The 21,143-nt window shown below is 66.6% G+C and carries 25 protein-coding genes; 11 read left to right on the forward strand and 14 right to left on the reverse strand.

Annotation, left to right across the window (positions count from 1 at the left end; genetic code table 11):
• From AB1446_00410 to AB1446_00450, 9 genes are all read left to right on the forward strand, one after another.
• Complete coding sequence (locus AB1446_00410; protein MEW6545364.1) at positions 1–705, forward strand: glucose-1-phosphate thymidylyltransferase; 705 nt, start codon at positions 1–3, stop codon at positions 703–705.
• The gene (locus AB1446_00415) at positions 702–1,187 is read left to right on the forward strand and encodes an NfeD family protein (protein ID MEW6545365.1); all 486 of its coding nucleotides are present in this window, start codon (positions 702–704) and stop codon (positions 1,185–1,187) included. Before AB1446_00410 ends, AB1446_00415 begins: the two co-directional genes overlap by 4 nt.
• Before the next feature lie 5 nt (positions 1,188–1,192).
• Entirely contained in the window at positions 1,193–2,140 is a 948-nt protein-coding gene (locus AB1446_00420) for an SPFH domain-containing protein (GenBank protein ID MEW6545366.1), read from the forward strand.
• Positions 2,137–3,243 carry a 2-hydroxyacyl-CoA dehydratase family protein gene (locus AB1446_00425; GenBank protein MEW6545367.1) on the forward strand — a complete coding sequence of 369 codons (1,107 nt, stop codon included), beginning with the start codon at positions 2,137–2,139 and terminating at the stop codon, positions 3,241–3,243. Before AB1446_00420 ends, AB1446_00425 begins: the two co-directional genes overlap by 4 nt.
• A 6-nt stretch (positions 3,244–3,249) precedes the next feature.
• On the forward strand, positions 3,250–4,539 hold the full coding sequence (locus tag AB1446_00430) for a 2-hydroxyacyl-CoA dehydratase family protein (GenBank protein ID MEW6545368.1): 1,290 nt from the start codon (positions 3,250–3,252) through the stop codon (positions 4,537–4,539).
• Positions 4,517–5,293 carry an acyl-CoA dehydratase activase gene (locus AB1446_00435; protein MEW6545369.1) on the forward strand — a complete coding sequence of 259 codons (777 nt, stop codon included), beginning with the start codon at positions 4,517–4,519 and terminating at the stop codon, positions 5,291–5,293. Before AB1446_00430 ends, AB1446_00435 begins: the two co-directional genes overlap by 23 nt.
• 82 nt (positions 5,294–5,375) lie before the next feature.
• Positions 5,376–6,449, forward strand: coding sequence for a peptidoglycan-binding protein (locus AB1446_00440; GenBank protein MEW6545370.1), 1,074 nt, complete (start codon positions 5,376–5,378; stop codon positions 6,447–6,449).
• 120 nt (positions 6,450–6,569) lie between these two features.
• Positions 6,570–7,517 carry an EamA family transporter gene (locus AB1446_00445; protein MEW6545371.1) on the forward strand — a complete coding sequence of 316 codons (948 nt, stop codon included), beginning with the start codon at positions 6,570–6,572 and terminating at the stop codon, positions 7,515–7,517.
• Positions 7,474–8,208 (forward strand): GNAT family N-acetyltransferase, encoded by a 735-nt coding sequence (locus AB1446_00450; protein ID MEW6545372.1) that lies wholly within the window; start codon positions 7,474–7,476, stop codon positions 8,206–8,208. The genes AB1446_00445 and AB1446_00450 overlap by 44 nt, the downstream gene beginning before the upstream one ends.
• On the opposite strand, the gene AB1446_00455 is transcribed toward AB1446_00450, so the two are convergent.
• From AB1446_00455 to AB1446_00500, 10 genes are all read right to left on the reverse strand, one after another.
• On the reverse strand, positions 8,180–8,524 hold the full coding sequence (locus tag AB1446_00455; protein MEW6545373.1) for a hypothetical protein: 345 nt from the start codon (positions 8,522–8,524) through the stop codon (positions 8,180–8,182). The genes AB1446_00450 and AB1446_00455 overlap by 29 nt on opposite strands.
• Before the next feature lie 15 nt (positions 8,525–8,539).
• Positions 8,540–9,412 carry a succinate--CoA ligase subunit alpha gene (sucD, locus tag AB1446_00460; GenBank protein ID MEW6545374.1) on the reverse strand — a complete coding sequence of 291 codons (873 nt, stop codon included), beginning with the start codon at positions 9,410–9,412 and terminating at the stop codon, positions 8,540–8,542.
• 13 nt (positions 9,413–9,425) lie between these two features.
• Entirely contained in the window at positions 9,426–10,130 is a 705-nt protein-coding gene (locus AB1446_00465) for a succinate dehydrogenase iron-sulfur subunit (protein ID MEW6545375.1), read from the reverse strand.
• A gap of 13 nt (positions 10,131–10,143) precedes the next feature.
• Positions 10,144–11,838: an FAD-dependent oxidoreductase gene (locus tag AB1446_00470; GenBank protein MEW6545376.1), complete on the reverse strand. Its 1,695-nt coding sequence runs from the start codon at positions 11,836–11,838 to the stop codon at positions 10,144–10,146.
• 5 nt (positions 11,839–11,843) lie between these two features.
• Positions 11,844–12,179: a hypothetical protein gene (locus tag AB1446_00475; protein MEW6545377.1), complete on the reverse strand. Its 336-nt coding sequence runs from the start codon at positions 12,177–12,179 to the stop codon at positions 11,844–11,846.
• Between the two features lie 15 nt (positions 12,180–12,194).
• A complete protein-coding gene (gene sdhC / locus AB1446_00480) occupies positions 12,195–12,608 on the reverse strand; it encodes a succinate dehydrogenase, cytochrome b556 subunit (GenBank protein MEW6545378.1) in 414 nt (137 codons plus the stop codon).
• The gene (gene sucC, locus AB1446_00485; protein MEW6545379.1) at positions 12,608–13,738 is read right to left on the reverse strand and encodes an ADP-forming succinate--CoA ligase subunit beta; all 1,131 of its coding nucleotides are present in this window, start codon (positions 13,736–13,738) and stop codon (positions 12,608–12,610) included. The genes sdhC and sucC overlap by 1 nt, the downstream gene beginning before the upstream one ends.
• A gap of 51 nt (positions 13,739–13,789) precedes the next feature.
• Positions 13,790–15,127 (reverse strand): NADP-dependent malic enzyme, encoded by a 1,338-nt coding sequence (locus AB1446_00490; GenBank protein ID MEW6545380.1) that lies wholly within the window; start codon positions 15,125–15,127, stop codon positions 13,790–13,792.
• A 116-nt stretch (positions 15,128–15,243) separates the two neighbouring features.
• Positions 15,244–15,825: a Fe-S-containing hydro-lyase gene (locus AB1446_00495; GenBank protein MEW6545381.1), complete on the reverse strand. Its 582-nt coding sequence runs from the start codon at positions 15,823–15,825 to the stop codon at positions 15,244–15,246.
• Entirely contained in the window at positions 15,822–16,664 is an 843-nt protein-coding gene (locus AB1446_00500) for a fumarate hydratase (GenBank protein ID MEW6545382.1), read from the reverse strand. The genes AB1446_00495 and AB1446_00500 overlap by 4 nt, the downstream gene beginning before the upstream one ends.
• 285 nt (positions 16,665–16,949) lie before the next feature.
• On the opposite strand from AB1446_00500, the gene AB1446_00505 reads away from it, so the two are divergent.
• The gene (locus AB1446_00505) at positions 16,950–18,209 is read left to right on the forward strand and encodes a GGDEF domain-containing phosphodiesterase (protein ID MEW6545383.1); all 1,260 of its coding nucleotides are present in this window, start codon (positions 16,950–16,952) and stop codon (positions 18,207–18,209) included.
• Here the strand turns inward: AB1446_00505 and AB1446_00510 are convergent.
• Positions 18,119–18,673: an ABC transporter ATP-binding protein gene (locus AB1446_00510; GenBank protein MEW6545384.1), complete on the reverse strand. Its 555-nt coding sequence runs from the start codon at positions 18,671–18,673 to the stop codon at positions 18,119–18,121. The two genes, AB1446_00505 and AB1446_00510, sit on opposite strands and share 91 nt — an antisense overlap.
• A 155-nt stretch (positions 18,674–18,828) precedes the next feature.
• Here AB1446_00510 and AB1446_00515 point away from each other — a divergent pair, with 155 nt between their 5' ends.
• On the forward strand, positions 18,829–19,032 hold the full coding sequence (locus AB1446_00515; protein MEW6545385.1) for a hypothetical protein: 204 nt from the start codon (positions 18,829–18,831) through the stop codon (positions 19,030–19,032).
• Here the strand turns inward: AB1446_00515 and AB1446_00520 are convergent.
• From AB1446_00520 to AB1446_00530, 3 genes are read right to left on the reverse strand one after another with little or no spacing between them, the layout of a single operon-like run.
• Complete coding sequence (locus AB1446_00520) at positions 19,029–19,979, reverse strand: methylenetetrahydrofolate reductase (protein MEW6545386.1); 951 nt, start codon at positions 19,977–19,979, stop codon at positions 19,029–19,031. The genes AB1446_00515 and AB1446_00520 overlap by 4 nt on opposite strands.
• Complete coding sequence (locus tag AB1446_00525; GenBank protein MEW6545387.1) at positions 19,976–20,644, reverse strand: methylenetetrahydrofolate reductase C-terminal domain-containing protein; 669 nt, start codon at positions 20,642–20,644, stop codon at positions 19,976–19,978. The genes AB1446_00520 and AB1446_00525 overlap by 4 nt, the downstream gene beginning before the upstream one ends.
• Positions 20,641–21,117: a hydrogenase iron-sulfur subunit gene (locus AB1446_00530; GenBank protein ID MEW6545388.1), complete on the reverse strand. Its 477-nt coding sequence runs from the start codon at positions 21,115–21,117 to the stop codon at positions 20,641–20,643. Before AB1446_00530 ends, AB1446_00525 begins: the two co-directional genes overlap by 4 nt.
• Positions 21,118–21,143 lie beyond the last annotated feature (26 nt).

The following is a 21,143-nucleotide window of genomic DNA, read 5'->3' on the forward strand; positions in this document are numbered from 1 at the left end:
GTGACCAGAGTGGCCGAGGCCCTGTTGTTCGACATCTTCACCTGCGCGGAAGAAGAGCGGTTTCTGTTCGAGGGGCTGGAGTATCCGTGGCAGGCCCTTCCCCTGCTGGCCGAGCGCCTGCGCGGGCGGCTTCCCCCCGGCATAGAAGTGGGAGAGGGGGTCTCCCTGGAAGGGGTTTTCTTCGATTCACCCCAGCTCTTCATCGCGCCGGGGGCGGTCATCGAGCCCACCGTGGTGATCACGGGGGGACCGGTGTTTGTGGGGCCGGGGGCGCACCTGGCGGCGGGGGCGTACATCCGCGGACCCGCCTACCTGGGGGCCCGGTCGACCGTGGGCCACGCCTCCGAGGTGAAGAACTCCATCCTGCTCCGCGGGGCGTGTGCCCCCCACTTCAACTACGTGGGGGATTCCATCCTGGGTCCGGGCGTCAATCTGGGTGCCGGAGTAAAGCTGGGCAACCTGCGGCTGGATCGGGGTCCCGTGAGCGTCCTCTGGCGCGGGACGCACGTCGAGACCGGCCTCAGGAAGCTGGGTGCCCTCATCGGGGACGGGTGCAGCCTGGGATGCAATGCCGTGTGCAACCCCGGCACCGTCCTCTACCCCGGGGTGCACGTGCTGCCCTGCGCGGTGGTGGGAGGCACCCACGTGCGGGGGAAGGTGGGACGTCCCGCTTCGGTCAGCAGGGGGAGGGGGGATAAGGGTTGACCCTGCAACCGTGGCAGTGGTGGCTGGTGGGAGCTGTCGTCCTGGCCGTGGTGGAGATGGTGACGGCCGGGTTCTTCGTCATCTGGTTCGCCATCGGCTGCCTGGCGGCCATGGTGGCGAGCTGGTTGGGAGCAGGGGTCATCGGGCAGGGTCTCAGCTTCGTGGTGGTCTCCGGGCTGCTGGTGGTCATGACGCGGCCGGTGGTCCAGCGACTGGTCTTCAGGCGGGGAGGCGAGGCGCGCACGGCGGTGGATGCCCTGCCCGGCCGGGTGGGCACGGTGACGGCACCGGTGGCGCCCCTCTCGCCCGGCCTGGTCCGCGTGGGCGGGGAGGTCTGGACTGCCGTGCCGGCGGGGGAGGCGGAAATCCCCGCGGGCACCAGGGTGCGGGTGACCCGCGTGGAGGGCGTTAAGTTGGTGGTAGAACCGGTGGCCGGGCCGGACGCCGGGCCGGGTGCCGACAAGCCGCCGAGGGGGGAGTGAGGGACATGCCGGGAGCCCTGGGAGCGATCGTCCTGCTGGTGGTGCTGGCCCTGTTCGTGGTGGCGGTCGCGCTCTCGTCCATCCGTATCGTCCAGCAGAGCACGGTGGGCATCATCGAGCGGCTGGGGCGTTTTCACGCCGTCGCTCAGCGAGGAGTTAACTTCCTGATCCCGTTCATCGACCGCATGCGGGCGGTGATCGACCTGCGGGAGCAGGTGGCAGATTACCCCCCGCAGCCCGTAATCACCCGCGACAACGTAACCATGCAGATCGATACCGTCGTGTACTTCCAGGTTACCGACCCGGTCAAGTACACCTACGAGATCGCCAACCCGCGCGTGGCCATCGAGTACCTTACCGCCACCACCCTGCGCAACATCATCGGGGAGATGGACCTCGACCAGACCCTCACCTCCCGGGACATCATCAACGCCAAGCTGCGCACCATCCTGGACGAGGCCACCGACAAGTGGGGTATCAAGGTCACCCGCGTCGAACTCAAGAACATCACCCCGCCCAAGGACATCCAGGACGCCATGGAGCGGCAGATGCGGGCCGAACGGGAACGCCGGGAAGTGGTGACCAAGGCCGAGGGCGAGAAGACGGCGGCCATTTTGCGGGCGGAGGGCGTGCGGGAAGCGGCCATCCGCCAGGCCGAGGGCGAGAAGCAAGCGCGCATCCTGCAGGCGGAAGGAGAAGCCCAGGCCATCCTGACCGTGCAGCAGGCGCGGGCGGAGGGATTGCGGCTGGTGCTCACCGCCATGCGGGAATCCGAACCCAATCCGGCGGTGGTGGCCCTGCGCTCCCTGGAAGCCATGGAGAAGATGGCTGAAGACCCCGCGGCCAAGATCATCATCCCGGCGGAGGCGGCTGCCCTGCTGGGTGCCCTGGCCGGAGGCCGCGAACTGATCGTGGATGCCGCCCGGCGGGCCACCGGTGGCGACCGCTCTTGAGCGCGCCCCTCCCCCTCGTATACTACACCTGCAGTTACGTGCCCCCGGAAGCGATCTGGGCAGCCGGCTGTCAGCCGGTGAGGCTGCTGCCATCCCATCCCGCCCCGGGCGAGTGCGACGCCTTCCTCCCCCGGGATTTCTGCGCTTACGTCAGGGCTGCCTTCTGGGATCTGTACCGTCGCACCCCGCAGGCAGCGGCGGCGGTGGTGCTCACCACCTGCTGCGACCCCATGCGCCGCCTAGCCGACGTCCTCCGTCACCATTTGCCCCACCTGCCCGCCTTCCTGGTCGACCTGCCCAGGGAACGGGGGAACCCGGGAGAGGAGCGGTTGGCCGGGGAACTGGACAAGCTGTACCTGGGGCTGCGTGCCCTTCCAGGGGCCTGCCCTCCGTCGGGGGGGCTGGCGGGAGCCAGCCGCCTGTTCGCAGAAATGCGCAGCCTGCTCAGCCGGACCAGCCAGTTTATGAGCGGCCCGGCATTTCACCGCCTGGTACGCCAGGTGTTCACCTCTGATCCGCGCGATGCCCTCGACTTCCTGCGTTCGCTGGCGGCGCCCGTCCCCGCCGGCGGTGTCACCACCGAAAGGCCAGTGGTGCACACGGGACCCCGCCCGGCGGTGATGAGGGGTGGTGCCGCGGCCCCGGGGAGGAGCGGCGAGCCGGGAGTTATGGTAATCACCTCCCACCCCGTGGACCCCGGAGTACTGGAAGTCATGGAGCAGGCGGGAGCCCGGGTGGTAGCCGAGGATTCCTGCCTGGGCGAGCGCATCCTCGCCATCCCTCCCGGGGGTGGCGACTGGGGGCAACTGGCCCGTGCTTACCTGGAACGGCCCCCCTGCCCCCGCATGGAGCTTCCCGAAGAAAGGCTGGCCTACCTGGAGGAGCTGGCCCGCCGGCGGGGGGCTCAGGGGATCGTCTTCCTGGCCTTGAAGTTCTGCGACAACCTGGGTTACGATTTCCCCTGGATATCGAGGGGATCATCCTTACCGGTCCTCTTTCTGGAGGCGGAGTACCGCGCCTCCGCCTCGGGACAACTGCTGACCAGGGTGCAGGCCTTCGCGGAGACTCTCCCCGCCCGTGCAGGCGGAAGGCTACCGGGGTGACCCACCTTGGCCTTGCTATCCCCACGGGCCCGCAGGGACGCCCTGCGTTATGCCCTATCGCACTCCTGGGTTCTGGCCCTGGCCAGGACCTGGCTGACGCTGTCACGGCGGCCCGAGACGGAAAGCTACGTGACCGAAGCCGTGCGCTGGGGATTGGGCGAACTGGCCGACGCCGCCGCCCGCCGGCGGCCGGTGGTGTGGTGCAACGTGGCCCTGCCCAGCGAATTCGTGTACGGGATGGGAGCCATCCCCGTGATGCCCGAGATGGCCGCGGGATTCGCCGCCGCCTGGCGCGGTTCCCAGGACCTCATCGTACGGGCAGACGGCCAGGGCTTTCCCTCCGACCTGTGCAGCTTCCACCGCTGTGCCCTGGGCCTGGCGCTGGAAGGATGGCTCCCCCGCCCGGATGCCGTGGTGGCCACCTCCCTGTTCTGCGATGGCGCCAAGAAGTTCCTCCAGCACTGCAGCCGATTCTTCGGCGTGCCTTACTACCTCATCGACGTGCCCTACGAGGACGGGCCGGATGCCGTGGTCCGGGTGACACGCCGCCTGCAGGAGGTGGCAGCCGGCCTGGAAGCGGGCGGGCGGGGATTTGACGCCCGTCACCTTCCCCATACCCTGGAATTGTCGAATGAGGCCCGGCGGCATTACCTGAAGGTGATGCGTCTCCGGCGCCACCGCCCCGCCCCCTGGCGGGGTAGCGAGGCGCTCTCCTACGCTTCGGCGTTCTTCATGGCATTCGGCTCCCGGGGCGGCGTGCACATCTACCGGGCCCTGGCGCAGGCCCTGGCCGCCCGCCTGCGCAGCGGCCGCTTTGCGGTCCCTCGGGAAAGGTGGCGTCTCTTGTGGCTCCACTTCCGGCCCTTCTACCCCGGCACTCTGATCCCGTTCCTGGAACTGGAACAGGGAGCGGTCATTGCCGCCGAAGAAATGAGCTACCTGTGGTGGGACGAACTTGACCCTTCCCGCCCCTGGGAATCCCTGGCCCGCAAGATGACATCCCACTTCATGTGGGGATCGGTCCAGCGGCGCCTCGAGGTTATGCTCCACCTGGCCCGCGATTACGCGGTGGACGGCATCGTCCACTACTCCCATTGGGGGTGCCGGCAGTCAACCGGAGCGGTGAACCTGCTCCGCCAGGAGAGTATAAGAGCGGGCATCCCATTCCTCAACCTGGACGGCGACTGCATCGACCCCCGCAACGGGCGAGAGGAGCAGGCACGCACCCGCCTGGAGGCTTTCCTGGAAAGCATCCCGGAAAGGAGAGATAGCGTTGCCGCTGGTAGCGGGGATTGACGTGGGTTCCCTCACCACCAAGGCTGTCATCCTGGACGGAGACCGGGTGGCCGCCTGGTCCCTCCGCCCCACCGGTGCTTTCAGCCAGCAGAGCGCCCGGGCAGCCCTGGAGGAGGCCCTGACCTCCTGCGGTGGGACATTCTCCGACCTGGCCGCCATCGTGGCCACCGGTTACGGCCGCATCAGCGTCCCCTTCCCCGCCCGCCGGGTTACGGAGATCACCTGCCACGCCCGCGGAGCCTGGGCGGAGTTCCCCGGCACCCGCACGGTAATAGACGTGGGCGGACAGGATAGCAAGGTGATCCGGGTGGACGGCCAAGGGCGGGTAACCGACTTCGCCATGAACGACAAGTGCGCCGCCGGCACCGGCCGCTTCCTGGAGGTGATGGCGCGCGCTCTGGAAATCGACCTGGAGGAAATGGCACGCCTGTCGCTGGCAGCCCGCAACCGGGCCACGGTGTCGTCGACGTGCACCGTTTTCGCCGAGTCCGAAGTGATATCGCTGATCGCCCAGGGCCGCCCCCGGGACGAGATCGTGCGGGGACTGCACGAGGCCATATGCGATCGCCTGCAGGGGCTGGTGGCCCGCGTGGGGGCAGAACCGGAGATAACCATGACGGGCGGCGTAGCGCTCAACCGGGGCCTGCTGGCCGTCCTGCAGGAACGCCTGGGGCACCGGATCAACGTGCCCCGCCATCCCCAGCTGCAGGGGGCATACGGAGCCGCCCTCATCGCCGCCGAGCAGGCCCCCTGACCTGCCAGCATGGACCTCCCGTGGGGAGGGCATATTCCTTCCCGAGGTTAAATTTAGCTCTCCATTGCGGGAGGAAGCAGCCTTGGGCTTGCGCCTGCTGGCGCCGATCCTGGCAGCAATCTTGCTGATCGGCGGCTGGGCAACGGATCTCGCCGCTCCCGACGCAGCCCCCCGTCCTGCTGGGGCGGATGCGGGTACCCCACTCCCTGGCCCCGATGCAGAGCCCCATAAAGTTGCGACCCGGCCCGCTTTCCCCCCGCCTGTCACCCGGGTACCTGTACCTACCCCGGGCACCGACCCCAACCGGTCAGGATGCACCTGCCTGGCTCAGGATCGTGCCTTGCGGCGCCAGGAGCCGGAACTCGCCGGTCCCGACGTCAACGAAGTTCAGGAAATCCTGCGGGAGCTGGGTTACCTGGCCGAACTCACGGGTAGATACGACTCCGCCACCGAGGAAGCGGTGAAGAGGTTCCAGCACGACCGCGGCCTGGAGGTAGACGGCATCGTGGGCCCCACCACCTGGCTGGCGCTGCTCACCTCTGTGCCGGGCAGAATGCTCATCCCCGAACTGCTAGAGATACCGCCCCTCGACGAACTGCCGGCGGAATTCATCGTAGTGGACACGGGACTGCGCACCCTGACCCTGTACCGGAAAGGCCACCTTTTCCGGCGCTACGGGGTCGCCATCGGAAAGGCCGATTCCCCCACCCCCCTGGGCCAGTGGAAGGTGGTGCACAAGGCGAGGCACTGGGGAGGGGCATTTGGTAGCCGCTGGTTGGGCCTGGACATCCCGTGGGGGACCTACGGCATCCATGGTACCAACCGGCCCGACCTGATTGGCGCCGAGGTATCGGAGGGCTGCATAAGGATGCAGAACTGGGCGGTGGAAGAACTCTACGAACTGGTGCCCGAAGGCACCCCGGTGTACATAGTCGGACCCGTGCCCGTGCGCGATGCCATATACCGGGGCGAGGCCGGCACCGACGTGATGGAAGTGCAGAGGTCCCTGGCCGCCCTGGGGCTATACGGCGGCAACATCGACGGCTGGTTCGGCCCCGCCACTGCCGACGCGCTGCGCGTGTTCCAGGAGCGCCTGGGCATAGACGAAGGGGGACGGGTGGGACCCCGCACCCTGGAGGCCCTGGGCCTCCGCTAGCGGTTTCCGCCTGCAGCCAATCGGGCCCCCAAACCGGCCCGTTTTTGCCCCCAGACTCTTTTTCAGACCTACAGGCTGGCGCAGGAGCAGGAGCGTCCAGGGCGAACTTATCCGGTGATGATGAAGAAGCGGAGCACCCGCGCCACCGGATACACCATGGCCGCCCTGGCTGCCTCCCTCTGGGGAAGCCTGGGGATACTGGGCACCATCCTGGGCGGTTACGGGTTGTCGCCCCTGCAGGTGGCGACCCTGCGGGCGGGAATGGCGTTCCTCCTGCTCGGCCTCGCTCTCGCCCTGGGAGGGCGCCAGAACTTCAGGGTCGGGGCGATCGACCTCGCGTTTTATGCACTGTACGGCCTGGTGAGCGTGGCTGCTTTCTACGTAGTGTATATGATGGCCATCATGCGCACCGGGGTGGGGACGGCGGCCATGCTGCTCTACACGGCACCGGCCTACGTGGTCATCCTGGCCGCCCTGCTCTGGGGCGAACCCCTGACCCGGACGAAATGGCTGTCTCTCGTCCTGGCCGTGGCCGGATGCGCCCTGGTGGTGGGAACGCCGGCTCCGGGACGGGAGGCACCCCTCACCTTCGAGCCCGTGGGGGTGATGGCCGGTCTGGCCTCCGGGCTCACGTACGCGCTCTTCACGGTGTTCGGCCATTATTCGCTGGCGCGCCACTCGGCCTGGACCACGCTGTTCTACGCCCTGGGGTGGGGCTCATTGTTCCTGGCCCTGTCATGCTGGTACGCAGCTCCCTACCCCCGCCTGCCCCTGCGGGCCTGGGCGTGGGTGCTGGCCCTCGCCATCGGTCCCACTCTCCTGGCCTACTACCTCTACCTGCAAGCCCTCCTGCGCGTGGAGGCGGGCCGGGCCAGCATCGTGTGCACGGTGGAGCCGCTGGTGGCATGCCTGCTCGCATTTCTCATCCTGGGGGAAACCATGACCCTGCTTCAGGGGGCAGGCGGTTTACTCCTGCTCACAGGCGTGGCCCTGATCCAGCGGGAAAGGACGGAGGACAACGCACTTGCCGGGGACGAATCAGGAATTCCTGGCCGCCAACCGGGTTGACCAGGCACTGTTACGCTACTACGCCCTGTTTCACCCCCGGGAACTCACCCGGGTATGCCGCCTGAACGGGCGCACGGGAAGGGGCCTGGTGGTGGTGGCCAACGCCGGATTCAACGATGTCAGGCTGGTCACCCTGGCCAGTTCGGACGCCGCCGCCGCCCGCTGCCTGCTGTACGGCTGTCTGGAGCCGGCGAACCGCTACTTTTTTGTTGCCGAACTGCGGTATGCGCGCTGGCTGCAGCGTTTCCTGCAGCACCGGAGCGAAGAGACCATTAATGTGGTGGCCATCACCGACCGCTCCAGCTTCCGCCCCTTCCCGGGACCCGAGCCGGGCCCCCAGCGTTACCGGGCGAGCCGGGCGGGAGGACTTCTCCCCTATTTCGGCTATCGCTACACCAGGGGAGGCGAACCTGTCTCCCAGGCCTTCGTGATCTGGCAGTCGGACCGGTTTGCCGAGATCGGCGTCTTCACCAGGGACGATGTCCGGGGCCGCGGTTACGCACGCGCGGTGGTCTCTGCCCTCACCGGAGAACTCCTGGACCGCGGCATCACACCGCTGTATGTTTACGACCCTGCCAACGTGGCCTCGCACCGGGTCTGCGTCGCCCTGGGATATTACCCCGCGGGCAGGGAGTTCTCGTGCTACGCCAGCCTGCCACCCCTCACACCTTGCCGCCGTGCGCTCTTATGATGCGGACGGCAGCCTGGACCCGGTCTTCGGGCACCTCCGGTATCACCAGCACGAAGGCCGCTCCCCCCGCCAGCTCCGCACCCGCCATCCCGCTGTAACCGGGATCGGCCGCCGCCAGGGCCCGGTCGATGCGGTCCTCCAGGCCGGTATGGCTGAGGGGAAACGGCCTCTGGATATTCCTGAGTCCTTCCGCTACCGGGGCCGGGTAGCGGCTTATACGCTCCACCTCCATGTCGCCCAGCCCCAGGTGCTGCAGCTCTTCGGCCGCTCGGGTAGCTGCCTCATCGGAGGCAAAGTAAGCCAGGATAGATCGCAAAGGGTCACCCCCGGCTTATGTTGCCCCCAGTGCCTCCATGACCAGTCGCGGTACTTCCCAGGGGAGGGAGGCCACCCGTGCGCCCCCCGCCTGCAGGGCCGCCACCTTGCCCTCGAATGTGCCCCTGCCCCGTTCGATGATGGCACCGGCATGGCCCATGCGCTTGCCGGGGGGAGCAGACTTGCCCGCCAGGTAGGCCACCACCGGCTTCTGCATGGTCTTGATGTACTCCGCCGCCTCTTCCTCGGCGGTCCCCCCGATCTCCCCCACCAGGACCACCGCCCTGGTATCAGGATCCTGGGAGAACTGCTTGAGCAGGTCCACGAAGCAAAGCCCCACCACCCGGTCCCCGCCCATCCCCACCACCGTGGACTGGCCGAGGCCGGTGGCGGTGAGGGCAGCCGCCACCTCGTACGACAGGGTGCCGCTACGCGCAGCTATCCCCACCGGCCCGGGGGTGTAGATGTTGCCCGGCATGATCCCCAGCTTGGTCTTGCCGGGAGAGATGACGCCGAAGGTGTTGGGCCCCACCACGGTGACCCCGCGGGCGGCAGCCAGGGCCATGATCTCCATGGCGTCGTGTACGGGAATGTGTTCGGTGATGATCACCAGCAGCTTGATCCCGGCGTCCACGGCCTCGAAGGCGGCATCTTTGGCAAAGGGGGCCGGCACGAAGATAACGGAGGCGGTGGGGCCGTGGCGGGCCACCGCCTCCTCCACCGTGTCGTAAACCGGCACCCCGTGCACTTCCTGTCCACCTTTGCCGGGGGAGGTTCCCGCCACCACGCGGGTACCGTAGTCCAGCATCTGCCGGGTATGGAACGCCCCCTGGTTCCCCGTGATGCCCTGCACCAGCACCCTGGTCTTTTCGTCCACCAAGATAGCCATCTTGCGACCTCCGTCAGGGCTTCAGGCCCACGGCCGCGCGGGCCAGCTTGCGCTTGAGCGCCTGGATCGACCACGTGATGTTGATGTCCTTGGGGCAAGCCTCCGCGCAGTTGAACACGGTGTGACACCGCCACACCCCGTCTTCCCCTGCCACCAGCTTGAGGCGCTCGCGCCCACCCTTGTCCCGGGTGTCCGCCGCAAACCGGTAGGCCTTTAGCAGCGCCGCGGGACCCAGGTAACCCGGGTTCGTCCACACCATGGGACACGAGGAATAGCAGCACGCGCACAGGATGCAGTTCAGCATCTCATCTATGGCCTGCCGGTCCCGGTGACTCTGGTATAACTCCCGGTCACCCAGGCCCTCCGCGATCAGGTACGGACGGATGGCCCGGTACTTCTCCCAGAACCCGCTCATGTCCACCACCAGGTCCTTGATGATGGGCAGATGGGGCAGGGGATGCACCACCACTTCATCAGCTCGCAGGTCCTTCACCTGCGTCTTGCATGCCAGCCGGTGCTTGCCGTTCACGAACATGGCGCACGCCCCGCAAATTGCCTCCCGGCAGGCATACCGGAAGGAAAGCGAACCATCGGCGTTGTCCACGATCCACAGGAGCGCCTCAAGCAGAGTCGTCCCTTCCCCAACCGGCACCTCGTAGGTGGAGTAGCGGGGCTCCTTGTCTACCTCGGGATCAAAGCGAAATACCGTGAACTTCAACCACTCCACCCCCTCAGTACTTGCGCGCCTCTGGCTGCCACTTCGTGATCACCACCGGCTTGTACTCCAGCCGGGGGCCATCCGGAGTCCAGCGCGCCACCGTGTGCTTGAGCCAGTTGGCATCATCACGCTGGGGATAGTCCCGCCGGAAATGAGAGCCCCGGCTCTCGGGGCGGGTCAGCGCACCCAGCGCAATCACTTCCGCCAGCTCCAGCATGGCGGGAAGCTCAAGCGCCGAGATCAGCTCCAGATTGTAACGACGGCCGCGGGCATCCACCCGGGCTCGCTTCACCCGCTCCTTCAGCTCCCGGATCTTCTCCACCGCCTCCCGCATGGGACCCTCCTCGCGGAATATCCCCACCTTCTCGAACATCACCTGCTTCATCTCTTCCCGGATCACGGCCGTCCTTTCACCATCTTGCCGGGAAATAAGCTCCCCGATGCGCGCCTCCACCTCGCCCACGGCAGTATCAAGTGCACTGCCATCGGGCCCCGTCTTTTCCAGCCCCCGCACGTATCGCACCGCCGCCGCTCCCGCCAACTGCCCGAACACCACCGTCTCAAGCAGCGAGTTGCCACCCAGACGGTTGGCCCCGTGCACGCTCACACAGGCGCACTCGCCCGCAGCAAACAGGCCGGGAAGCTCGGAGGCACCGTCTTTGTCCACGTCCAGACCGCCCATGGTGTAATGCTGCGCGGGCTGAATGGGAATGGGCTTTTCGATGGGGTCCACGCCCGCAAAGTACATGGCTATCTCCCGGATGGCAGGAAGCCGCTCCTTGATCTTCTCCGCCCCCAGATGCCTGAGGTCAAGGTGCACGTAGGCGTTCTCAAACCCACGCCCCTCGTCGATCTCGGTCTGGATGGACCGCGCCACGATGTCCCGCGGCCCCAACTCCATGGCCTTGGGCGCATATCGCGCCATGAAACGCTCCCCGTCCCGGTTGAGAAGATAGCCACCTTCACCACGGGCAGCCTCGGAAATGAGCACGTTGTTGGGATAAAGGGAAGTGGGGTGAAACTGCACGAACTCCATGTCCTTCAGGGGCACACCCCGCATATAGCAGAACGCCGCCGCGCTCCCCGTGTTGATGTGGGAGTTGGTGGATCGCGCGTAAATCCTGCCCGCACCGCCCGTGGCCATGACCACCGCTTCCGCACCGAACGCCTCCACTCGACCGCTTACCATGTCCATGGCCACCACCCCCCGGCAGCGACCACCGGACACGATCAGGTCCAGCATCAGCCACTCCTCGTATACCCTGATCCCCCGTTTCACCACCTGCTCGTACAGGGTGTGGAGCATGGCATGACCGGTGCGATCGGCCGCATAGCAGGTGCGCGGGAAACCAGCCCCACCGAAGGGACGCTGGGCAATCTTCCCCTCCGGGGTGCGGGAAAAAGGACAACCCCAGTTCTCAATCTCATAGATCCGCTCCGGAGCCAGACGGGTCATCAACTCAGCCGCGTCCTGGTCCGCCAGGTAGTCGGCTCCTTTGACCGTGTCAAAAGCATGCCGCTCCGGACTGTCTTCCTTACCCTCGGGAACATTGGCCAGGGGAGCATTCACCCCACCCTGCGCCGCCACCGAGTGCGACCGCACGGGATGCACCCGTGTCAGCACCGCTACATCCTCGCCCGCCGCCTCAATGGCAGCCCGTAAGCCAGCCAATCCCGCCCCCACCACCAGGATGCGATGATATGGCATGTCCCTTACCCCCTGAGAAAAGCCAGGATCGGTGGTACGCCGTATACGATGGCACCTATACCCACCACCACCAGCACCACGGTCAGGACGACCGCCGCGCCCCGCGACACCCTGAAGTCCAGCACCACCGTGCGCAGGCCATTCAAACCGTGGAACACGGCAAACACCAAAAGCAGCACGTCAGAGACCAGATACAGCACCCACTTCAGCTTCAGGTGCACACCGGCGAAGGTGATCTCCGCCCCCGGGGAAACATGATGCTGTACAAGCCAGTGCAACCCCAGCGCAAACACCAGGATGGCCCCGCTCGCCCGCTGCAGTATCCACGCCCAGGTGCGCAACTTCCCCACCTCCCCCTAAGCCGCCGGCGACGCCGGACCGGCAAAAAGGGGCATCAGCATCTGCACCGCCCCAATCACAAACAACACCACCACCACCGCCATGGTGGCATACCACAAGGCCCGGTGCGCCCGGATGCCATACCCCATGTCAAACAGGATGATGCGGATGCCGTTTATGCCGTGATACAGCACGCAGGCCAGAAGGCCCACTTCCATCACCCGCCAGAACGGCGTCCCCAGCGTCCTCATGATGGCGTCAAACGCCTCCGGACCCTGCGCCGCCCGCCCGATCACCCAGATGTGCAGGAGCAGGTAAAACACGATTAACAGACCCGTCACCCGGTGCAGCATCCATCCCCACATCCCCGGACGCAGGTACGCCGGCACCAGGTCGGGATTACGCATAAAGACGCCCCGCGGTTTGTACATCAACTGTCACCTCCCCTGGCTATGGCCACTGCCTTGGCCGCAGCTTCTTCCATCTGCCGGAACGCGGCGACACCGTGCTCTCGCAAGAGGGCCGTCCCCTGTTCCTCGTTGGTGCCCACCAGCCTGACCACCAGGGGAACGGGCAGGCCCTGCTCGGTCTTCACCTTCACGATGGCGCGCGCCACGTCGTCACAACGGGTGATCCCCCCGAAGATGTTGATGAGTATGACCCGGGGGCGCGTTTCCAGAAGGACCCCGATGGCCCGGGCCATGGGCTCCGCGGCCGCTCCCCCGCCTGCGTCCAGGAAGTTGGCCGGCCGGCCTCCGTAGCGCGCCAGCACGTCCAGCGTGGCCATGGTGATCCCGGCCCCGTTGGCCATCACGGCGATGTCCCCGTCCAGTTGCACAAAGGAGAGCCCCAACTCCTTGACCCGGCGCTCCAGGTCGGTACCCTCTTCCACACGGGGCAGTTCGGGATGACGGTAGAGGGCCTCGTCGTCAACGTTCAGACGCGCGTCTGCCGCCACCAGCCGCCGGTCCCCGCCGGACACTGCCGCCACGGCCAGCGGGTTGATCTCCACCAGTTCGGCGTCATAGCGACGGAACACACCCCAGAGGCGGATGGCAATGTCCTCGAACTGGCGGGCCAGCGACCCCTCCAGGCCCAGGCGACGGGCCAGCAGCCTCCCCACATAAGGCTGCATCCCCCAGGTGATGTCCAGGGGCTTCTTCACGATGGCCCGCTCGGGAACTTCCTCGATGGCCATTCCCCCCTGGGCGGAAGCGATGAGCAGGGGTCGCCGGGCGCTACCCTCCACCGCTATGCCCAGGTATAGTTCCTTCTCGATGGCCAGCTTTTCTTCCACCAGGAGCCTGTCCACCCGGTAGCCGCGCAGTTCCGTGCCCAGCAGGCGGGCCGCCACCTCCCGCGCCTCTTCGGGGGTGCTGGCGAAGGCGATGCCACCCGCCTTGCCCCGCGCGCCTGCCAGGATCTGCGATTTTAGCGCCACCGGCCCGATCTCGGCCGCCACCCCGGCGGCCTGATCTGCCGTCTCACAGATCCGCCCCGCCGGCACCGGGATGCCCGCCTGGCGGAATACGTCCTTGGCTAGGTATTCGTAAAGTTTCATCTTGACCCTCCAAGGGGGGCCGCCCGGTGAGCACCGGGCGGCCCGAGACGTTTACTCGGCAGGTACGGGAGGAATGATGCCCTCGCGCATGAGCAATGCGGCACCCTCGCGCGCCTTGCGGATGAGTTGTTCTGCGCGGGACTTCAACTCGTCCCAGGTGAGGCGCAGGCGCGCCACTCCCTGCTCCACCGCCTTCACACCCACGGCAGCCGCCACCCGCGGGTACACCTCCCACTCCTCCATGGTGGGCAGGATGTAATCGGGACCCAGCCCCCTGTCTTCGGCATACCGCGCCAGCTCCCGTGCCGCCTCAATGCACATCTCATCGGTGATGGTGCGCGCCCGCACGTCCAGCGCCCCCCGGAAAATGCTGGGGAACCCCAACGAGTTGTTCACCTGATTGGGGAAGTCCGAACGCGCCGTCGCCACCACCGCCGCACCCGCTTCCTTAGCCTCCCACGGCCAGATCTCGGGCACCGGGTTAGCGCACGTGAACACGATGGGATCGGGAGCCATGGCCTTCACCCACTCGGGCTTGATCGTGCCCGGGCCGGGCTTGGACAGCCCGATCACAACGTCCATCCCCTTCATGGCCTCGGGGATGCCACCCGTACGCCCCTCGGCATTGGTCTTCTGGGCCAGCTCCCACTTCTCCGGGTGCGTCTCCCGGAGCTCGATGCGACCTCTGTGAAGTATCCCGGTGGAGTCACACATAACAATGCGGCCGGGATCTGCGCCCGCCCCGATGATCACCCGGGCACAGGCGATGTTGGCCGCACCCGCCCCGATCATGGCAATGCGGGCATCCTCCAGCTTCTTGCCCACCACCCTCAACGCACCCAGCAAACCCGCCAGCGTCACCGCCGCCGTCCCCTGCTGGTCATCGTGCCACACCGGGATCTCCATCTCCCGCCTGAGGGTGTCCAGAATCCGGAAACACTTGGGCTGGGCAATATCTTCCAGGTTAATGCCGCCGAACGAGGGCTCGAGCAGCTTCACCGTGCGGATGAACTCATCGGGGTCCTTCGTGCGCAGGCAAATGGGTACCGCATCCACCCCACCCAGGTACTTGAACAGCAGCGCCTTGCCCTCCATCACCGGCATGGCCGCCTCGGGACCAATGTCCCCCAACCCCAGCACCCGGGTACCATCCGATACCACCGCCACCACATTCCACTTCCAGGTGTGGTCGTACACCCTCTCGGGGTTCCTCTGAATGTCCCGGCAGGGCTCCGCCACCCCGGGCGTATACCAGATGGCAAAATCATCCATGCTGCGGACCGCACAGCGGGGATAAGTCTCGATCTTGCCCCGGTAAAAGGGATGCAGCCGCATGGCATCCTGGGCCGGCTTCTTCGTCTTCGCCAGCAGTTCCTCCGGAGTCGCCATCCCTCTTTCCCTCCCAGTTAGTTGCTCCAGAAGTTGCCTGTCGTAACTGCGCAACGCGGCCCACCACCCGAGCAGCCCCCGCACGCAAACCCTGCAGCCCCGCGGGGCACCCGGGCTCACTCCAGACGGTAACGGATCTTACCCTCCTCGTACAGGTCACCACCGTAACGGTCGTTCACCACCACCACGGGGAAGTTCTCCACCCGCAGGCGCCTGATCGCCTCCGCGCCCAGATCCTCATACGCCACCACTTCCGAATCCACGATGCTGCGCGCAATCAGCGCACCCGCTCCCCCCACGGCGGCAAAATACACCGCCCCGTACTCCCGCATGGCCTGTTTGACCGCCTCAGAACGCAGACCCTTGCCAATCATCCCCTTCAACCCAGCCCGGATCAATGCCGGCGTGTACGGGTCCATCCGGCCGGAAGTGGTGGGACCCGCCGACCCGATCACCTGACCAGGCTTGGGCGGGGTGGGCCCCACGTAGTAAACCACCGCCCCCCGGACGTCAAACGGCAACTCCTCACCCTTTTGCAAAAGATCGTACAACCGCTTGTGTGCCGCATCCCGCGCCGCGTAAATATAACCGGAGATCAGCACCCGGTCCCCCGCCCGCAAACCCGATACCACCTCATCGGTAAGGGGCGTCGTCACCTGCTTCAAAGACACGGCTCTCTCCTCCTCCGCCGGAGTCACAGCACCGCTTCCTTGTGCCGGGCCGCGTGACACTGCAGGTTCACCGCCACCGGGAGGCAGGCAATGTGGGTGGGATACACCTCCATGTGCACCGCCAGCGCCGTCACCCGGCCGCCCAGACCCTGCGGCCCTATCCCCAGCCGGTTGATCCGTTCCAGCAGCTTTTCCTCAATCCCCGCGATCTCGGGCCGGGGATGAGGCTGGCCCACCGGCCGGGCCAGCGCCCGCTTGGCCAGCAGGGCCGCCTGTTCCATGGTGCCACCCACCCCTACACCTACTATGATCGGGGGACAGGGGTTCGATCCCGCCTCATCGACCACCTGCACCACAAAATCCATCACACCCTCAAGGCCATCGGCGGGAGTCAGCATCTTGAGCGCGCTCATGTTCTCAGAACCGGCGCCCTTGGGCAGCACCGTGATCTTCAGCTTATCTCCCGGTACCACCCGGTAGTGGATCACCGCCGGGGCGTTGTCACCCGTGTTCTTGCGCTCAAACGGATCTCCCACCACCGACTTGCGCAGGTAACCTTCCTTGTAACCCTTGCGCACCCCGGCATTGATGGCATCCTCAAGCGACCCGCCCACCACATGCACGTCCTGACCCACGTCCACCAGCACCACGGCCACACCCGTGTCCTGGCACATGGGTACCCACTCCTTGCGCGCCAGGCGGGCGTTCTCAATCAACTGCCCGATGATGTCCTTCCCCACCGGCGACTCTTCCTGCTCCAGCGCCCTCTCCAGTGCCGCGAAGGCATCCTCGCCCAGGTCCATGTTGGCTTCCTGGCACAACCTGGCGACCGCTTCCGCTACCTGAGCCACGTCCACTTCCCTCATGCGCTTCCCCCCTTGCCCCATCCGGCCGGGAACCAGACTGCCTGACATGCCCGCAGATCAATCACGCCCGCGCGCCACCAGGAAATCCAGGGTCCTGCCAGGCGGCAGGCCACCAAAGAGACATTCGACACCTCCCTGCCCCCTCCTGCTTCCAGACGCCGGAAAACACGCTCCCGGGGCCTCGCCCTAGGCGTCCGCAGCGGGCAGCACCCTCGACCGGGACCTAGAGGCCGAGCCCCGCCCGCCCGATAATAGTTATTGGGGGTCAGGAGGGAAGCCGCGGGGATGCAGGTACCTGCTCTGGCCGAAGTCATCCCTCGCCTGGCGAAAATAGCGAGGCGCCACCCGGTACTGGGCCTGGTATTCATAGATCTGGTTGACTTCTCATCTGTACAGGAGAAGCACGGCAGCAGCATGGGGGATGCCATCCTGGCCGCTCTGCGACAGGTGCTGAGCAATGCGCCCCTCCGGCTGGGCAAGGCCACGGGGATCATACCCTGCACCACCGGAGGCGATGACTTCCTGCTCTTCTTCCCCAATCCGGGGGACAAACAAACCCTCGGCCCGGACCTGGAAAGACTGCGGCAACTGGTGGAAACGTGCCTCAACGCAGCGGCATGGGACCTACCACTCGACCGCAGGCTCACCGTCCACCTGGGTTACGCAGAGATCCGGCCCAGCCCGGACGGTCGCATGGACCGGCTCATCTACGAGGCCATGAAGGAGGCCGTCCTCATGGCCAAGTCGGACATGGGCCTGGAGGACTTCCTCTCGCGGCAGGAAATCCTGGCCATCCTGGAAGAGGGCCGGATACATAGCGTCTACCAGCCCATCATTTGCCTCAACGAAGCCCGGGTTGTGGGCTACGAAGCCCTGTCCCGCGGGCCTGGTGGCAGCCACTGGGAAGGACCCCTGACCCTCTTCCCCCTCGCCCAGAAGTACGGCCTGCTGGGACGCCTGGAACTGTTGTGTCACCGCCAGGCCATCACCGGATTGCGGGGGCGTCTCGGGGAATTGAAGCTCTTCCTGAACGTGGACCCCAGGGCGCTGGACGATCCTGCCTTTGACCTGCAACACATCGGCCACGCCCTCAAGGAGGCCGGCCTGGGCCCCCAACAGGTGACCCTGGAACTGACGGAAAGGTCGGCCTCCTCGGACCCCGGACGCCTGCGCCAGGCTCTCGCCAGGGTGCGGGCATGCGGCTACACCGTGGCTCTCGACGACGTGGGATCCGGATACTCCAGCCTGCGCACCCTGATAGAACTCCAGCCCGATTACGTCAAGATCGATGGGTACCTGGTCAGAAACTGCCACCGCGACCCGCCCCGCCGCGTCATCGTTGACACCCTGGCCCACCTGGCCCGTCGCCTGGGCTGCATCACTGTGGCGGAGGGCGTGGAAGACCCCGGCGAGGTGGAAATCCTGCTCGCGGCGGGGGTCGACCTGGCCCAGGGCTACCTGTTCGCCCGGCCAGCCCGGGAACTGCCCACCCCTGACCCCTCGGCACTGGCCCTGCTGCGGGCAGGCAGGGCGGGCACCACGTAGGGAGATCCAGACCCCGGATGCCTCAGCACCAGCACCTCTGCCCCATAGACGCGCCGGACCACCTCCTGGGTGAGTACCTCCTCGGGAGCACCGCTGGCGAAGACGCGTCCTTCGTGCAGCAGGAGGAGATGGTCGCACCAGGCCGCCGCCAGGTTGAGGTCATGCATCACTCCCAGGACGGTCATCTCCCGCTCCCGGCTGAGCCGGGACAACAGTGACAGGACTTCGATCTGGCGGGCAATGTCCAGGTGCGAGGTGGGTTCATCCAGCAACAGCAGTGCAGGTTCCTGGGCCAGGGCCCGGGCGATCATCACCCGCTGCTTCTCCCCTTCGCTCAAAGCACTGAGCAGCCGTCCGGCCAGGGATGCGGTACCGGTGAGTTCCAGGGCCCGCGCCACTGCCTGCCGGTCAGCGGGTCCCTCCCCTGACCAGGGGGCCAGATGGGGAAGCCGCCCCAGCGCCACCACCTCAGCTACGTTGAAATCAAACTGGGGGCGCCAGTCGGGACTGGTCGTGGCCGCCCATGGTGGCGGGTATCAGCCGGGAAGGTAAAAAACGCCCACGCCCCTCCTCGAGCAGCCCTGATGCGGATATAATACCCCCCGGGGGGCGGTTCGGCATGCCCAAAGCGACGGCAGTCGTGGATCCCGCTAAGTGCAACGCAGCTTCATGTGAAGACGGCATCTGCGTGGCCGCCCGCGCCTGCCCCACCCGCATCCTCAGGCAGGATAGTCCTTACGAAGTACCGTACCAGGTGGCCATGTGTCGCGGCTGCGCCAAATGCGCCGTCACGTGCCCTCTCAAGGCCATCCGCATGGTCTAGGCGGGGGCAGCCACCTCCACCCGGGGGCGGGGAAGCAGGCCCGCTTCCTTCACTATTTCGGGGACGATTTCCTCCCAGGCGATGGCCATGATGTGCACGCCGCGCACCCCGGGGATCTCCCGCAGGCGGGCGATCAACTCCACCGCGATGGCCACGCCTTCCTTTTCCTGATCGGTGGCCGACCTCATGCGGTCGATGAGTTCCTGGGGCACCACCATGCCAGGCACGGTGGCGGTGCGCTCGAGGGCCTTGGCGGACCGGGTGGGGACGATACCGGCCAGTATGAACGCCTGCTCGTGCAACCCCATGTCCCGCACCACCTGCATGAAGCGGGCGAAGCGATCCACGTCGAACACCGCCTGGGTCTGGATGAAGTCAGCGCCCGCCTTCACCTTTTTGGCCAGCCGCAGGGCCCGGAACTCCACCGGGTCGGCAAAGGGGTTTTCCGCCGCCCCGATGAAGAAGCGGGGCGGTGCCACCTTGATCTCCTCACCGTTCTGGAAACGCCGGTACTCCCGCATGTCGTGCACCAGTCTCACGAGCTGGACGGAATCCAGGTCGTACACGGTGCGGGCCTGGGGATGGTTACCGAAGCTGATGTGGTCGCCGGTGAGGCAGAGGACGTTGCGCACACCCAGGCTGTACGCACCCAGAAGGTCCGACTGGATGGCGATGCGGTTGCGGTCCCGGCAGGTGACCTGCATGACCGGCTCGCCCCCGGCCGCCATCACGTGCACGGCCGCAGCCAGGCTGCACAGGCGCACGATGGCGGTCTGGTTGTCGGTGAGGTTGATGGCGTCGGCCACCTCCTTGATGGCCGCCGCGTGGCGGGAGATCCCCTTGGAAGAGGCGCTCTTGGGGGGACCCACCTCGGCGGTGACGGCGAAGTGGCCCTCCCGCAGGACGCGCTCCAGCCGGCTTTCCGTCTTACACCCGTTACCAGTCATAGCCGGGCTTCCTCCTTCACCACCCGGCGCAGACCGCCGTCGTGGGTCCGCGACCAGTCTTTGGGCTCCCTGAGCTCGAGCAGAAGGTCGAGCCGATCGAGTTCCTTCAGGCGGTCATATATGAGTTGCCACCCGCAGGCCACCTCGGGGGATATCTCGCACTTGCCTCCCTGGGAACCCCCGCAGGGGCCGTTGAGCAGGCTCTTGGAGCAGCGCGTGATGGGGCAGATGCCCCCCGTGAGGTGCAGTATGCAATCGCCGCATGCCAGGCACCTCTCCTCCCACACGCCGGCCTCCAGGGTGGCGCCCGCCCCCTTGGTGTTCAAACCCGGCACCACCCAGGTGCGGCGGAAGCGCTCGGCCAGGAAGTTCACCCCCACCCCGCATCCCAGGGAGAGAATGCAGTCGTATTCCGCCACCTTTTTGGCGATGGCGTCCAGATACTCGGGATCGCACTGGCGGGTGACGGCGGCGCTGTCGAAGGCGGTGTCCCAGCCCTCCCGCGCGGCCATCAGGCGCAGGGCCGAGGCCAGGATCTCCGCTTCCTTCTCGCCCCCCGCCTGGCACACGGTGACGCATCCCCCGCACCCCAGCACCAGCACTCGCGTGCACTGGCGCACCTGGGCCGCTATTTCCGGGATGGGTTTCTGCTCCGCTATGATCACGCTCTCACCTTCTTCGCCCGCGCGGGGTTGGGTCCCAGTTGCCTGACGCGCTCGGTGAATTCACGGGCCACCTGGGCAAAACGGGCTCCGTCGGAGGCAGGCACGTTGTACATCTCCACCCGCTCCGGCTCCCAGCCGATCTGGGAAAGCAGTTTCTTGATCGCGCCCACACGCCTCTTGGCCCTGATGTTACCCTGCTGGAAGTGGCAATCTCCTTCCATGCACCCGGCCACGTACACCCCGTCCGCTCCCTCTTCCAGCGCCCGCAGCAGCAGGGCGGGATCCACCCGCCCGCTGCAGGGCACCTCGATCAGTCGCACGTTGGGCGGGTACTGCAGGCGCATGGAACCGGCCAGATCGGCCGCCGAATACGCGCAGTAGTAACAGCAGAACGCCACGATCTTGGGCTCGAACCGGGCCTGGGCCTGCTCCGGTCCGGTGCCTGCCGGTCCCGCGGCGGCCGGGGCAGGGATAGCTTCGGCACCGTCGTTCGCGGACA

The sequence above is a fragment of the Bacillota bacterium genome, assembly GCA_040757085.1.
Lineage (GTDB): Bacteria > Bacillota > Sulfobacillia > JACIYH01 > JACIYH01 > JACIYH01.

Coding starts and splice junctions, on each gene's coding strand:
- AB1446_00420 (MEW6545366.1), top strand. CDS start 1,193: ATGCCGGGAGCCCTGGGAGCGATCGTCCTGCTGGTGGTGCTGGCCCTG.
- AB1446_00445 (MEW6545371.1), top strand. CDS start 6,570: ATGAAGAAGCGGAGCACCCGCGCCACCGGATACACCATGGCCGCCCTG.
- sucD (MEW6545374.1), bottom strand. CDS start 9,412: ATGGCTATCTTGGTGGACGAAAAGACCAGGGTGCTGGTGCAGGGCATC.
- AB1446_00470 (MEW6545376.1), bottom strand. CDS start 11,838: ATGCCATATCATCGCATCCTGGTGGTGGGGGCGGGATTGGCTGGCTTA.
- sdhC (MEW6545378.1), bottom strand. CDS start 12,608: ATGTACAAACCGCGGGGCGTCTTTATGCGTAATCCCGACCTGGTGCCG.
- sucC (MEW6545379.1), bottom strand. CDS start 13,738: ATGAAACTTTACGAATACCTAGCCAAGGACGTATTCCGCCAGGCGGGC.
- AB1446_00490 (MEW6545380.1), bottom strand. CDS start 15,127: ATGGCGACTCCGGAGGAACTGCTGGCGAAGACGAAGAAGCCGGCCCAG.
- AB1446_00500 (MEW6545382.1), bottom strand. CDS start 16,664: ATGAGGGAAGTGGACGTGGCTCAGGTAGCGGAAGCGGTCGCCAGGTTG.
- AB1446_00505 (MEW6545383.1), top strand. CDS start 16,950: ATGCAGGTACCTGCTCTGGCCGAAGTCATCCCTCGCCTGGCGAAAATA.
- AB1446_00515 (MEW6545385.1), top strand. CDS start 18,829: ATGCCCAAAGCGACGGCAGTCGTGGATCCCGCTAAGTGCAACGCAGCT.
- AB1446_00520 (MEW6545386.1), bottom strand. CDS start 19,979: ATGACTGGTAACGGGTGTAAGACGGAAAGCCGGCTGGAGCGCGTCCTG.